Origin of the sequence: Dryocola clanedunensis, assembly GCF_038405435.1 — a bacterium.
Lineage (GTDB): Bacteria > Pseudomonadota > Gammaproteobacteria > Enterobacterales > Enterobacteriaceae > Dryocola > Dryocola clanedunensis_A.
This window is the reverse complement of sequence record NZ_JBBYHZ010000001.1, coordinates 529,091-542,030: the sequence shown is the minus strand read 5'-3', so window position 1 is coordinate 542,030 and position 12,940 is coordinate 529,091. Positions and strand designations below refer to the sequence as shown.

12 protein-coding genes and 1 other RNA gene are annotated in these 12,940 nt (G+C 53.3%); 10 read left to right on the top strand and 3 right to left on the bottom strand.

Features of this window, described 5'->3' with window-relative positions:
- The first annotated feature begins 278 nt into the window (after positions 1-278).
- From AAE045_RS02455 to rnpB, 5 genes are all read left to right on the top strand, one after another.
- Positions 279-1,610: an MFS transporter gene (locus tag AAE045_RS02455; RefSeq protein ID WP_455546317.1), complete on the top strand. Its 1,332-nt coding sequence runs from the start codon at positions 279-281 to the stop codon at positions 1,608-1,610.
- A 26-nt stretch (positions 1,611-1,636) separates the two neighbouring features.
- Positions 1,637-2,407, top strand: coding sequence for a 2-dehydro-3-deoxyglucarate aldolase (gene garL, locus AAE045_RS02450; RefSeq protein WP_455546316.1), 771 nt, complete (start codon positions 1,637-1,639; stop codon positions 2,405-2,407).
- Between the two features lie 27 nt (positions 2,408-2,434).
- Positions 2,435-3,325 (top strand): 2-hydroxy-3-oxopropionate reductase, encoded by an 891-nt coding sequence (gene garR / locus AAE045_RS02445; protein ID WP_455546315.1) that lies wholly within the window; start codon positions 2,435-2,437, stop codon positions 3,323-3,325.
- Between the two features lie 59 nt (positions 3,326-3,384).
- Entirely contained in the window at positions 3,385-4,530 is a 1,146-nt protein-coding gene (gene garK / locus AAE045_RS02440) for a glycerate 2-kinase (RefSeq protein ID WP_455546314.1), read from the top strand.
- A 42-nt stretch (positions 4,531-4,572) separates the two neighbouring features.
- Positions 4,573-4,951: RNase P RNA component class A (rnpB, locus tag AAE045_RS02435), an RNA gene on the top strand.
- Positions 4,952-5,157: 206 nt separating this feature from the next.
- Here rnpB and AAE045_RS02430 read toward each other — a convergent pair.
- Positions 5,158-5,796 carry a helix-turn-helix domain-containing protein gene (locus AAE045_RS02430; RefSeq protein WP_455546313.1) on the bottom strand — a complete coding sequence of 213 codons (639 nt, stop codon included), beginning with the start codon at positions 5,794-5,796 and terminating at the stop codon, positions 5,158-5,160.
- 442 nt (positions 5,797-6,238) lie between these two features.
- On the opposite strand from AAE045_RS02430, the gene AAE045_RS02425 reads away from it, so the two are divergent.
- Entirely contained in the window at positions 6,239-8,215 is a 1,977-nt protein-coding gene (locus AAE045_RS02425) for an alkyl/aryl-sulfatase (RefSeq protein ID WP_455546312.1), read from the top strand.
- A gap of 117 nt (positions 8,216-8,332) precedes the next feature.
- On the opposite strand, the gene sfsB is transcribed toward AAE045_RS02425, so the two are convergent.
- Both sfsB and ispB read right to left on the bottom strand, forming a co-directional pair.
- Positions 8,333-8,626 (bottom strand): DNA-binding transcriptional regulator SfsB, encoded by a 294-nt coding sequence (sfsB, locus tag AAE045_RS02420; RefSeq protein ID WP_455546578.1) that lies wholly within the window; start codon positions 8,624-8,626, stop codon positions 8,333-8,335.
- 232 nt (positions 8,627-8,858) lie between these two features.
- Positions 8,859-9,830: an octaprenyl diphosphate synthase gene (gene ispB / locus AAE045_RS02415; protein ID WP_455546311.1), complete on the bottom strand. Its 972-nt coding sequence runs from the start codon at positions 9,828-9,830 to the stop codon at positions 8,859-8,861.
- Between the two features lie 260 nt (positions 9,831-10,090).
- Between ispB and rplU the strand changes: the two genes are divergently transcribed.
- The 4 genes from rplU (at position 10,091) to cgtA (ending at position 12,935) form a co-directional block, all read left to right on the top strand.
- Positions 10,091-10,402 (top strand): 50S ribosomal protein L21, encoded by a 312-nt coding sequence (gene rplU / locus AAE045_RS02410; RefSeq protein WP_202304112.1) that lies wholly within the window; start codon positions 10,091-10,093, stop codon positions 10,400-10,402.
- 14 nt (positions 10,403-10,416) lie between these two features.
- Positions 10,417-10,674, top strand: coding sequence for a 50S ribosomal protein L27 (rpmA, locus tag AAE045_RS02405; RefSeq protein ID WP_121267728.1), 258 nt, complete (start codon positions 10,417-10,419; stop codon positions 10,672-10,674).
- A 100-nt stretch (positions 10,675-10,774) separates the two neighbouring features.
- Positions 10,775-11,740, top strand: coding sequence for a DMT family transporter (locus AAE045_RS02400; protein ID WP_455546310.1), 966 nt, complete (start codon positions 10,775-10,777; stop codon positions 11,738-11,740).
- Positions 11,741-11,756: 16 nt separating this feature from the next.
- On the top strand, positions 11,757-12,935 hold the full coding sequence (cgtA, locus tag AAE045_RS02395) for an Obg family GTPase CgtA (RefSeq protein ID WP_271129966.1): 1,179 nt from the start codon (positions 11,757-11,759) through the stop codon (positions 12,933-12,935).
- Positions 12,936-12,940 lie beyond the last annotated feature (5 nt).

Below are 12,940 nucleotides of genomic sequence, written 5' to 3'. Positions count from 1 at the left end.
CTTAATCTGCTCAGCCCCTGCACCGTAAGGAGGGCAATCTGAAAATCTGTGCAATGCGCCCCATGAAGATGTGCCTGTGCTCAATATTATAACCAATTATAAATTGTTTGTTGTGCATATGCCTAATGCCCGGCTATTTCATGCTGACTATACTGTATTGCGTATCATCAACACCAGGCTAATTAACGTCAGCGATATAAAGCCAGAATATATTGGCTTCGTCGCGGCTTATAAATAAAAGATCCTTGCAAGCTGTATCCGACCCAGAGGATGTATAAATGATTTTGGACACTGTCGTTGAATCAAAAAAAGGGCATCACACCCGATATTTAATATTATTAATTATCTTTATTGTGACGACCATTAACTATGCGGACCGTGCCACGCTTTCCATTGCCGGTTCCGAAGTTGCCAAAGAGCTGCACCTGAGCGCTATCTCGGTCGGCTATATCTTCTCCGCCTTCGGCTGGGCCTATCTGCTGATGCAGATCCCCGGCGGCTGGCTGCTTGACCGCTTCGGCTCGAAAAAGGTCTACACCTGGAGCCTGTTCTTCTGGTCGCTGTTTACCTTTACGCAGGGATTCGTGGGCATGATCCCGCTGGCTTACGCCGGTATCTCCATGTTCTTCATGCGTTTTATGCTTGGCTTCTCCGAAGCGCCTTCTTTCCCGGCCAACGCCCGTATTGTAGCGGCCTGGTTCCCGACGAAGGAGCGCGGCACCGCTTCCGCGATTTTTAACTCGGCGCAGTATTTCTCGCTGGCGCTTTTCTCTCCGCTGCTTGGCTGGCTGACTTTTGCCTGGGGCTGGGAGCACGTCTTTACCGTGATGGGCGTGATTGGCTTCGTGCTGACCTTCGTGTGGGCTAAGTTAATCCATAACCCGACCGACCACCCGCGCATGTCCAGCGAAGAGCTGGAGTTCATCTCCAGAGGCGGCGCGGTGGTGGATATGGACCACAAAAAAGAGAAGAGCGCGGATAGCGGCCCGAAACTGCACTACATCAAGCAATTACTGACCAGCCGCATGATGCTCGGCGTGTTCTTCGGGCAGTATTTCATTAACACCATTACCTGGTTCTTCCTCACCTGGTTCCCGATTTACCTGGTGCAGGAAAAGGGCATGTCGATTCTGAAGGTGGGACTTGTGGCCTCTATCCCGGCGCTGTGCGGTTTTGCCGGTGGCGTGCTGGGCGGCGTGTTCTCTGACCATCTGATTAAACGCGGCCGCTCAATGACCTTTGCCCGTAAGCTGCCGATTGTGCTGGGTATGCTGCTGGCATCAAGCATCATTCTTTGTAACTACACCAATAACACGACGCTGGTTGTCTTCCTGATGGCGCTGGCGTTCTTCGGCAAGGGTTTTGGCGCGCTGGGCTGGCCGGTGATTTCCGATACGGCACCAAAAGAGATTGTTGGGCTGTGCGGCGGGATGTTCAATGTGTTTGGTAACGTGGCCTCCATCGTGACGCCGCTGGTGATTGGCTATCTGGTCAGCGAGCTGCACTCCTTTAACGCAGCCCTGGTGTTTGTCGGCTGTTCCGCCCTGATGGCGATGATTTGCTACCTGTTCGTGGTGGGTGACATCAAGCGTCTGGAATTGCAGAAGTAAGCAACGAAAACTTTAAGGTAAAGCAGATGAATAACAACGTATTCCCGAATAAATTCAAGGCCGCCCTGAAGGCGCACCAGACGCAAATCGGCTGCTGGTCCGCGCTGGCAAACCCGATCAGCACCGAAGTGCTGGGGCTGGCAGGGTTCGACTGGATTGTGCTGGACGGCGAACATGCGCCGAACGATGTCACCACGTTCATCCCGCAGCTGATGGCACTGAAAGGCAGCGAAAGCGCCGCCGTGGTCCGCGCGCCGACTAACGACCCGGTGATCATCAAGCGCCTGCTGGATATCGGTTTTTATAACTTCCTGATCCCGTTCGTGGAAACCCAGCCGGAAGCGGCGCTGGCCGTCTCTTCTACTCGTTATCCGCCGGAAGGGATCCGCGGCGTGTCAGTTTCCCACCGCGCCAATATGTTTGGCACCGTGCCGGATTATTTCAACCAGTCGAATCAGAACATCACCATCCTGGTGCAAATCGAGAGCCAGCAGGGCGTGGATAACGTGGATGCCATTGCGGCCACCGACGGCGTGGACGGCATTTTTGTCGGCCCAAGCGATCTGGCTGCCGCACTAGGCCATCTGGGTAACGCTTCACATCCGGAAGTGCAGCAGTGCATTAAGCACATTTTTGCTCGTGCCAAAGCGCACGGTAAACCAGCGGGGATCCTGGCGCCGGTTGAAGCAGATGCTCGCCGCTATCTGGAATGGGGCGCCACGTTTGTGGCCGTAGGCAGCGACTTAGGCTGCTTCCGTTCTGCGACTCAGAAACTTGCTGATTCATTTAAAAAATAACCACCATTTAAAGAGAGAGACTGAATTATGACGCTGAAAGTTGGTTTTATTGGCCTTGGCATCATGGGTAAACCAATGAGTAAAAACCTCATTAAAGCCGGTTATTCCCTTGTGGTTGCCGATCGTAATCCTGAGGTCATTGCTGAGATTATCGCGGCGGGTGCAGAAACGGCGGCAACGCCAAAAGATATCGCCGAACAGTGTGATGTGATCATCACCATGCTGCCAAACTCGCCGCACGTGAAAGAAGTTGCGCTGGGTGAAAACGGCATTATTGAAGGGGCAAAGCCTGGCACCGTGGTCATTGATATGAGCTCCATCGCACCGCTGGCGAGCCGTGAAATCAGCGAAGCGCTGAAAGCCAAAGGCATCGATATGCTGGATGCACCGGTCAGCGGCGGTGAGCCAAAAGCTGTCGATGGCACGCTGTCCGTGATGGTGGGTGGCGATAAAGCTATTTTCGATAAGTATTACGATCTGCTGAAGGCGATGGCGGGTTCCGTGGTGCACACCGGCGACATCGGTGCGGGTAACGTGACCAAGCTGGCAAACCAGGTGATTGTGGCGCTGAACATTGCCGCAATGTCTGAAGCCCTGGTTCTGGCGACCAAAGCGGGCGTGAACCCTGAACTGGTATTCCAGGCAATCCGTGGCGGTCTTGCGGGCAGCACCGTGCTGGAAGCGAAAGCGCCGATGGTGCTGGATCGCAACTTCAAGCCTGGCTTCCGTATCGATTTGCACATTAAAGATCTGGCGAACGCGCTGGATACCTCCCACGGCGTTGGCGCTCAGCTGCCGCTGACCGCGGCGGTAATGGAGATGATGCAGGCCCTGCGTGCAGACGGCCACGGCAACGACGATCACAGCGCGATTGCCTGCTACTACGAAAAACTGGCGAAGGTAGAAGTCGCTAAGTAATGAGACGGGCACCTCGGGGTGCCCGGTTTTTCTCAGACCCGACCAGGCATGGACAGACTATGAAAATCGTTATCGCACCCGACTCTTATAAAGAAAGCCTCCCGGCGGTGGAAGTGGCCCAGGCTATTGAAAAAGGATTTCGCGAGATATTTCCTGATGCGCAGTATATATCGGTCCCGGTTGCTGATGGCGGGGAAGGAACGGTCGATGCCATGATCGGCGCCACGCAGGGCAGCAAAATGGTCGCTACCGTGACCGGCCCGCTGGGGACGCCAGTCTCTGCAGATTGGGGAATGTCCGGCGACGGTAAAACTGCTTTTATCGAGATGGCAGAGGCCAGCGGTCTTGCTCTGGTCCCCCTTGAACAGCGTAATCCTTTAATGACTACCTCTTACGGCACCGGCGAGCTGATTCTTCGCGCGCTGGATAAAGGGGCGCGCAATATCATTATTGGTATTGGCGGGAGCGCGACAAACGACGGCGGTGCGGGCATGGTTCAGGCGCTGGGCGCGAAGCTGACTGATGCCGAAGGCAAAGAAATCAGTCCGGGCGGTGGTCATCTTCTTAGTCTGAATAATATTGACGTGGCAGGGCTGGACGTTCGTTTACAGGATTGCACGATCAACGTCGCGTGCGACGTGACTAACCCGCTGGTCGGTGAAAACGGAGCCTCCCGCGTTTTCGGCCCGCAGAAAGGGGCCAGCGAGGCGATGATCCTCGAGCTGGATCGTAATCTGGATCATTTTGCCAACGTGATCAAAAAGCATCTGCATGTGGACGTGAAGCACGCTCCGGGAGCAGGTGCCGCAGGTGGCATGGGGGCCGCGCTGATGGCGTTTCTGGGCGCGGAGCTGCGCAGCGGGATTGAGATTGTCACCGAGGCGCTGAATCTTGAAGAGCATATCCATGACTGTTCGCTGGTGATTACCGGGGAAGGGCGCATGGACAGCCAGAGCATCCGGGGCAAAGTCCCGGTGGGCGTAGCCGCCGTCGCCATGAAATATCACAAACCTGTTATTGGCATAGCCGGGTCACTAACCAGCGATGTGGCCGTTGTGCATCAGTACGGTATTGATGCCGTCTTCAGCGTGCTGAACAGCATTGGCACGTTGGAAGACGCGCTGAAGAACGCGTTTGAGAACATTTATCGCGCCTCCAGGGACATTGCCGCTACCGTAGCGGTGGGGATGCGAATAACGGGCTGACCGGGCGTGACACGGGCAGGCAAACCCATTATACTTCGCGCCGAAGCTGACCAGACAGTCGCCGCTTCGTCGTCGTCCTCTTTCGGGGGGAGACGGGCGGAGGGGAGGAAAGTCCGGGCTCCATAGGGCAGGGTGCCAGGTAACGCCTGGGGGGGTAACCCACGACCAGTGCAACAGAGAGCAAACCGCCGATGGCCCGCGCAAGCGGGATCAGGTAAGGGTGAAAGGGTGCGGTAAGAGCGCACCGCGCGTCTGGCAACAGTTCGCGGCACGGTAAACTCCACCCGGAGCAAGGCCAAATAGGGGTTCATAAGGTACGGCCCGTACTGAACCCGGGTAGGCTGCTTGAGCCAGTGAGCGATTGCTGGCCTAGATGAATGACTGTCCACGACAGAACCCGGCTTATCGGTCAGCTTCAACCATTCAACGAAACGCCCGCGCAATGCAAATTGTGCGGGCGTTTTGTTTTGCATTTGTAGGTCGGATAAGCGCAGCGTCATCCGACATGTGGATGGTGAAAAGTTTTTTCTTAACGCCCGGGATACAGTTTTGTAGGTCGGATAAGCGCAGCGTCATCCGACATGCGGAGGGTGAAAAGTTACTTCATAACGCCCGGGGTGGAGAGAATCAATAATCTTCCGGCAAATTTTTATTGATTGAGGTTAGTTTGCCATTCTTCATGGTGATGTAGCCTCCTTCCTTCAGGTCCGCGAGCACGCGGAACACGTGGGTACGGGATAATTTGGTGCGGCGGATGATAAAACTCGCCAGGCCTTCCGTTTCCCCCGGGAACGTTTTCATTCGGTAGAGGTACCTGAATAACATCGGTCTTATGGTCTGATAGCTGGTGGGCTGTTTTCTTTCAGCATGCAGTTCGAGCGAAAAGATGGTCATATAAGTCTGAATTTTTGACAGCACATGCATATGTTCAGGATCCTGATAAAAGATATCGTCAAAAATCTGATAAGTAATTTTGATAAGTTTTACCGGCGTCATACATGTATATGCGAACTGCAAATGCGGACAATATCTCTCCATTAGGCCAATTGGCATAAGCTCTATAGCGTTGCCAATCGTAAGATCATTGTGCCTGTGTGAGATTGCTACTGAACCTTCAAGCGTGAAATAAATAAAGCCTGCTTCAACCGGCAGGTGATCGGTGGCTGAAAATATCAGGATCTCGCCCTTATCAGAGATGCCATTAATCTTAAGTTCCAGATTAAGCGACTGATAATAAGAGTGAATATTTTCAAAGCTAGCTTCCATAAGGCACCTGATATCATTTCTAATCTCCCTCAGTATAGCGATGTAAAAGAAGGATGTCTTTGCGGGCAACCCTTGCAATCCTCTGATATTTTCAGTCAGTGACAGTCCCATTTGGCACTATTCCTGCCCGGGGTAATCGACTAAAGTTGGCTGGGTAGTAAATAAGCATGTTGCCCGAAATACCACAGCCTAAAGCTGCGCTGGTATTGGATGTTTATGATGACGTTATTTGCGCGGGGCGGTGATATCAGGCCCATAAATAAACGCAGCCTGGCCCTCTTTTGCTGCGCGATTCTTAATATCCTTAATATTTGCTTTTTGGGTAAGTTGAACTATTTTTCAATAACCTGACGATCTGCGAATGTCTCCCAGAATCTGCTTGCGGGCTTAAGCTTCAGCCTGCATCACCGAAAACACAGACCAAAATCCAGAGGTTGAATTAATGAAATTGAATCTGATAGCCAGGAGCCTGGCCGTAGCGGGACTGCTGACGTCACTGTCCGTGACTGCTGCCACGCCAGCCCCTACTAAAGACGCGACGCCTGCCACTAAGCAAGCAAACGAAGCCCTCTATAACCAGCTGCCGTTTTCTGACAAAACCGATTTTGCCAATGCTCATAAAGGCTTTGTAGCCGCGCTTCCTCAGGACGTTATTAAAGGCGAAGCCGGGAACGTAGTCTGGAACCCTCAGCAATACGCTTTTATTAAAGAGGGCGATAAAGCTCCTGATACCGTCAACCCAAGCCTGTGGCGTCAGTCCCAGCTGATCAACATCAGCGGCCTGTTTGAAGTAACCGACGGCGTTTACCAGATCCGTAACCTCGATCTTTCCAACATGACGATCATCGAAGGTAAAACCGGGATTACCGTTATCGACCCGCTGGTTTCTGCGGAAACCGCTAAAGTCGGTATGGATCTGTATTATAAAAATCGCGGGAAAAAGCCGGTCGTTGCTGTTATCTACACCCACAGCCACGTTGACCACTATGGCGGCGTGCGCGGCGTTGTAGATGAAGCCGATGTCAAAGCCGGTAAAGTGAAAATTTATGGCCCGCAGGGCTTTATGGGCGCAGCCGTTGACGAAAATATCATGGCAGGTAACGCCATGAGCCGCCGCGCAAGTTATATGTACGGCAACCTGCTGCCTGCTGACGTGAAAGGTCAGGTTGGTGCGGGTCTGGGGACTACCACGTCTGCCGGTACCGTGACCCTGCTGGCTCCTACCAACTACATCACCCACACCGGTCAGGAAGAAGTGATTGATGGTTTGACCTACGACTTCATGATGGCACCGGGTTCCGAAGCGCCGTCTGAAATGCTGTGGTACGTCAAAGAGAAGAAAATGATCGAGGCTGCGGAGGATGTGACGCACACTCTGCACAACACCTATTCCCTGCGCGGCGCGAAAATCCGCGATCCGCTGGCCTGGTCGAAGTACATCAACGCCGCTATCGATCGCTGGGGCAACGATGCCGAAATCATTATTGCCCAGCACCACTGGCCAACCTGGGGTAAAGAAAACGTCGTCAACCTGATGAAAGGTCAGCGCGATATGTATCGTTACATCAATGACCAGACGCTGCGTATGGCAAACGAAGGCCTGACCCGTGACGAAATCGCGGCCAACTTTAAGCTGCCGCCGAAGCTTGCTAAAACCTGGGCTAGCCGTGGTTACTACGGTTCCGTCAGCCATGACGTGAAGGCAACCTACGTCTTCTATCTCGGCTGGTTCAACGGCAACCCGGCTACCCTGGATGAGCTGCCACCGGAAGAGTCCGCGAAGAAATTCGTGGAGTACATGGGCGGTGCCGACAATATCCTGAGCAAAGCGAAAGCTGATTTCGACAAGGGTAACTACCGCTGGGTTGCACAGGTTGTGAACAACGTTGTCTTCGCGGATCCAGATAACAAGGCTGCCCGCGAGCTGGAAGCGGATGCGCTGGAGCAGATGGGCTACCAGGCTGAATCTGGTCCATGGCGTAACTTCTACCTGTCTGGCGCGCAGGAGCTGCGTAACGGCGTAGTGAAAGCGGCAACGCCAAACACCGCAAGCCCGGATACCGTACGTGCGATGACGCCAGAAATGTTCTTTGACTACATGGCTGTCCATATCAACGGTGAAAAAGCGGCAAATGCTCACGTTGTGCTGAACTTCGACTTCGGAGACCAGGGCGGGAAATACAAGCTGGAGCTGGAAAATGGCGTTCTTAACCATACGCCAGCTTCTGAAGCTGCCAACGCTGACGCAACGATCAACCTTTCCCGCGATACGCTTAACCGCATCGTGCTGAAGGAAGAGACGCTGCAGCAGGCCAAAGACAAAGGTGACGTAAAAATCACCGGCGACGCCGGTAAGCTTGATGAAGTGCTTGGCTATATGGACAAGTTTGAATTCTGGTTCAACATCGTCACGCCATAGGCATTAGCCCTGTGACTTCGGTTGCAGGGCCTGGCTGAAAGATAAAGTTTAGTTATTTATTCGCCCACACAACCCAGGTTGCGTGGGCGTTTTCCGTTTTTCCTGCCTTAAATCTCGTCACTCCTGCTCATCTGCGGTGGGTTTTTGCCGCTTTTCACGAATCAGTAACGAACGGTCAATAAAGGCGTTTGTGACTGGATGGTAATAACGTGAGGGCCAGATTAACCACGGCTTGGTTCCCAACGCTTTAGCGATAAGCAGTTCGCCTTTTGGCCAGGGGCGGCTCAGCGCATTGGCTAGCGTAGCCGAATTTAAACCTGCTTTGCGGGACTCCGCGGCAAGAGATGTCCCTTTTTTCCTGAGTCCGGCGATAATATCTGCCGGGTGCCAGTCATGCTGTTTTCTGTCCATTTCACCTCCCTGTTGCTGATACAGTCCTGTCGTGCCGTTGATTTTATTCTGGAGTTTATAGCACGAATTCACTTTAAAAATTCCAATAAAAAAAGACAATGCTTAGATCTGTGTTTTGTTACACAAAATGAGGTGAAACGGGATGAAACTGCAGAGGGGCGGGATGAGGAGTGAGGCGAGAAATTGTATTATCTGGAAATTTTAAGCGCGCTTTTCAGGGCGCGCTTAAAATTTAACGATCGCGTTGAACGGCCATATGAGCCAGGGCAATCAGTGCTTCCCGCGACTCGCTTTCCGGGAGGATAGCAAGGGCGGCAATAGCCTTGTCTGCTTCCTCTTCGGCACGCTGACGCGTCCACTCCAGTGAGCCACAGGCTGCCATGGTGTCGAGGACCGGCTGCAATAAGTGGCGGCCGTTGCCTTGCTCGATGGCTTCACGGATCATCTTTGCCTGTTCCGGGGTGCCGTTACGCATAGCGTGAAGCAGCGGAAGCGTTGGCTTGCCTTCGTTGAGATCGTCACCCACGTTTTTGCCCAGCGTCTGACCGTCCGCGCTGTAGTCCAGTAAATCGTCAATCAGCTGGAAAGCAGTGCCGATATAGCGGCCATAGTCCTGTAGCGCCTTTTCCTGCTCTTCAGTGGCGCCCGCGAGGATGCTGGAGCACTGCGACGCCGCCTCAAACAGACGGGCTGTTTTGCTGTAGATGACGCGCATGTAGCTTTCTTCCGTGATATCCGGGTCGTTGCAGTTCATCAATTGCAAAACTTCGCCTTCGGCAATCACGTTGACCGCTTCAGACATGACCTCAAGCACGCGGAGCGAGCCCAGTTTGGTCATCATCTGGAAGGAACGGGTGTAGATGAAATCGCCCACCAGAACGCTGGCAGCATTGCCAAACGCCGCGTTGGCCGTTGCTTTACCACGGCGCATGTCAGATTCATCCACCACATCGTCATGCAGCAGCGTGGCGGTGTGAATAAATTCGATCAGTGCAGCAATACTGACGTGCGCGCTGCCCTGATAGCCCAGCGCACGTGCGGACAGAACAGCTATCATCGGGCGTATCCGCTTTCCACCACCGCTAACGATGTAATAGCCTAACTGATTGATCAATTGGACATCCGAGTTGAGCTGCTCAAGGATGACCGCGTTGACACCCGCCATATCTTGCGCGGTTAACTCATTAATTTTTTCTAAATTCATCGCAAAAGTCTGGCTACAGTCCTGTTTACCACATGTCCATAAGGAATAACGTGGAGGTAGAGGAGTGATAATGTAGTACAGATTGTACTGAAAAAACGAGGCAGATAAACGTTGTGTGTGACGTTGCGTTTTTTTTCTACGTCTATGCACAATCGGGCTTGTCAAATGCTCCGTGTTTGCGTAATATTCGCGCCCTATTGTGAATATTTATAGCGCCACCTGAAACCAATGTAAGGTGTGTGCGGAAAGCGGAGTTTTATATGTACGCGGTTTTCCAAAGTGGTGGTAAACAACACCGAGTAAGCGAAGGTCAGACCGTTCGCCTGGAAAAGCTGGACATCGCAACTGGCGAAGCTGTTGAGTTCGCTGAAGTTCTGATGATCGCTAACGGTGAAGATGTCAAAATCGGCGTTCCTTTCGTTGATGGCGGCGTAATCAAGGCTGAAGTTGTTGCACACGGTCGTGGCGAGAAAATTAAGATTGTTAAGTTTCGTCGTCGTAAGCACTACCGTAAGCAGCAAGGCCATCGTCAGTGGTTCACTGATGTGAAAATCACTGGTATCAGCGCTTAAGAGGAGCAGATTAAATGGCACATAAAAAGGCTGGCGGCTCAACTCGTAACGGTCGCGATTCCGAAGCTAAACGTCTGGGCGTAAAACGTTTCGGCGGTGAAGCAGTTCTGGCAGGCAGCATTATCGTTCGTCAACGTGGTACTAAATTCCACGCTGGCAGCAACGTAGGTTGCGGCAAAGATCATACTCTGTTCGCTTTGACTGACGGTAAAGTTAAGTTCGAAGTTAAAGGCCCGAAAAACCGTAAGTTCATCAGCATCGTTGCTGAGTAAGTTTTTCGCGTCCCGGTAACGGATTGAAGCCCCGCAACACGTTGCGGGGCTTTTTACATTCTGCGCCCGGTAAATTTATGCAGTAGCATGGAGCGTCAGCGTGAAGCAGCAGGCAGGTATTGGCATTCTTTTGGCATTGACCACCGCTGTTTGTTGGGGAGCGCTGCCGATAGCGATGAAGCAGGTGTTGGTGGTGATGGAACCTCCGACGGTGGTGTTTTACCGTTTCCTGATGGCCAGTATTGGCCTCGGAACCATTCTCACTTTGCGCGGAAAGCTGCCCTCGTTAACCCTGTTCCGCAATCCACGCTGGCTGGTTCTGTTGGCCATCGCGACGGGTGGGCTGTTCGGTAATTTCTTACTGTTTAGCTCCTCCCTGCAGTACCTGAGTCCGACTGCGTCTCAGGTGATAGGCCAGCTCTCCCCGGTGGGGATGATGGTGGCAAGCGTCGTCGTGCTGAAGGAGAAAATGCGCGGCACGCAGATTATCGGGGCTTTAATGCTGCTGTGCGGCCTGGTGATGTTTTTCAACACCAGCCTGATAGAAATTTTTACCCGCCTGACGGACTACACCCTTGGGGTGATATTCGGCGTTGGGGCGGCGACGGTTTGGGTCAGCTACGGTGTGGCGCAGAAGGTGTTATTACGCCGTCTGGCCTCGCAACAGATCCTCTTTTTGCTGTACACTTTATGTACTATTGCCCTGTTGCCTCTGGCAAAGCTGGACGTGCTTTTTCAGCTTAGCGGCTGGCAGCTGGCATGTTTAGTTTTCTGCGGCCTGAATACCCTGGTGGGATATGGGGCGCTCGCAGAGGCAATGGCCCGGTGGCAGGCGGCGCAGGTAAGCGCGCTGATTACGCTAACGCCACTGTTTACACTGCTGTTTTCAGATTTATTAGCGTTAGCCTGGCCAGACTTTTTCGCCATGCCGCTGCTTAACCTTGTGGGCTATTGCGGCGCGTTTGTCGTGGTGGCCGGCGCGATGTATTCCGCCATTGGTCACCGTCTCTGGGGACGCTGGCACAAAACCGACGCTGTCATACCAGTACAACGTTCGGGCGAATGATTTACGGAGAAGTGAAATGAAGTTTGTTGATGAAGCAACGATCCTGGTCGTAGCAGGTGATGGCGGTAACGGCTGCGTTAGCTTCCGTCGTGAAAAATATATCCCAAGGGGTGGCCCGGACGGCGGTGACGGCGGTGATGGCGGTGACGTATGGCTGGAAGCCGATGAGAACCTCAACACGCTGATCGACTACCGTTTTGAAAAATCTTTCCGCGCCGAGCGTGGCCAGAATGGCCAGAGCCGTGACTGTACCGGTAAGCGTGGTAAAGACGTTACGGTTAAAGTGCCGGTGGGTACTCGCGTTATCGATCAGGGCACTGGCGAAACCATGGGCGATATGACGCAGCATGGTCAGCGGTTAATGGTTGGTAAAGGCGGCTGGCACGGCCTGGGCAACACCCGATTCAAATCTTCCGTAAACCGTACTCCGCGTCAAAAAACAATGGGTACGCCGGGCGACAAGCGCGATTTGCAGCTGGAGCTGATGCTGTTAGCGGACGTGGGTATGCTGGGTCTGCCGAATGCGGGTAAATCGACCTTTATTCGCTCCGTCTCTGCGGCGAAGCCAAAAGTGGCTGATTATCCGTTTACTACCCTGGTGCCAAGCCTCGGCGTTGTCCGCATGGATAACGAGAAGAGCTTTGTGGTTGCCGACATCCCAGGCCTGATCGAAGGCGCTGCGGAAGGTGCCGGTCTGGGTATCCGCTTCCTGAAGCACCTGGAGCGTTGCCGCGTACTGCTGCACCTCATTGACATTGCACCAATCGACGAGTCCGATCCGGTCGAAAATGCCCGTATCATCATCGGCGAGCTTGAGAAATACAGCGAGAAGCTGGCGCAGAAGCCACGCTGGCTGGTCTTCAACAAAGTTGACCTGATGAGCCAGGAAGAAGCCGAAGCGCGCGCGAAAGAAATCGCCACCGCTATGGGCTGGGAAGATAAATACTACCTGATCTCTGCGGTTAACCGTGAAGGCGTGAACGCGCTGTGCTGGGACGTGATGGACTTCATCATCGCCAACCCTAAAGTCAGCGAAGTTGAGCCGGTGGCCCCTGAGAAGATCGAGTTTATGTGGGATGATTATCATCAGCAGCAGCTCGACGCAGCAGAAGCCGCGGAAGCGGAAGACGATGACTGGGATGACGACTGGGATGAAGATGACGACGAAGGCGTCGAAATCATTTATCAGAAATAAGTAGC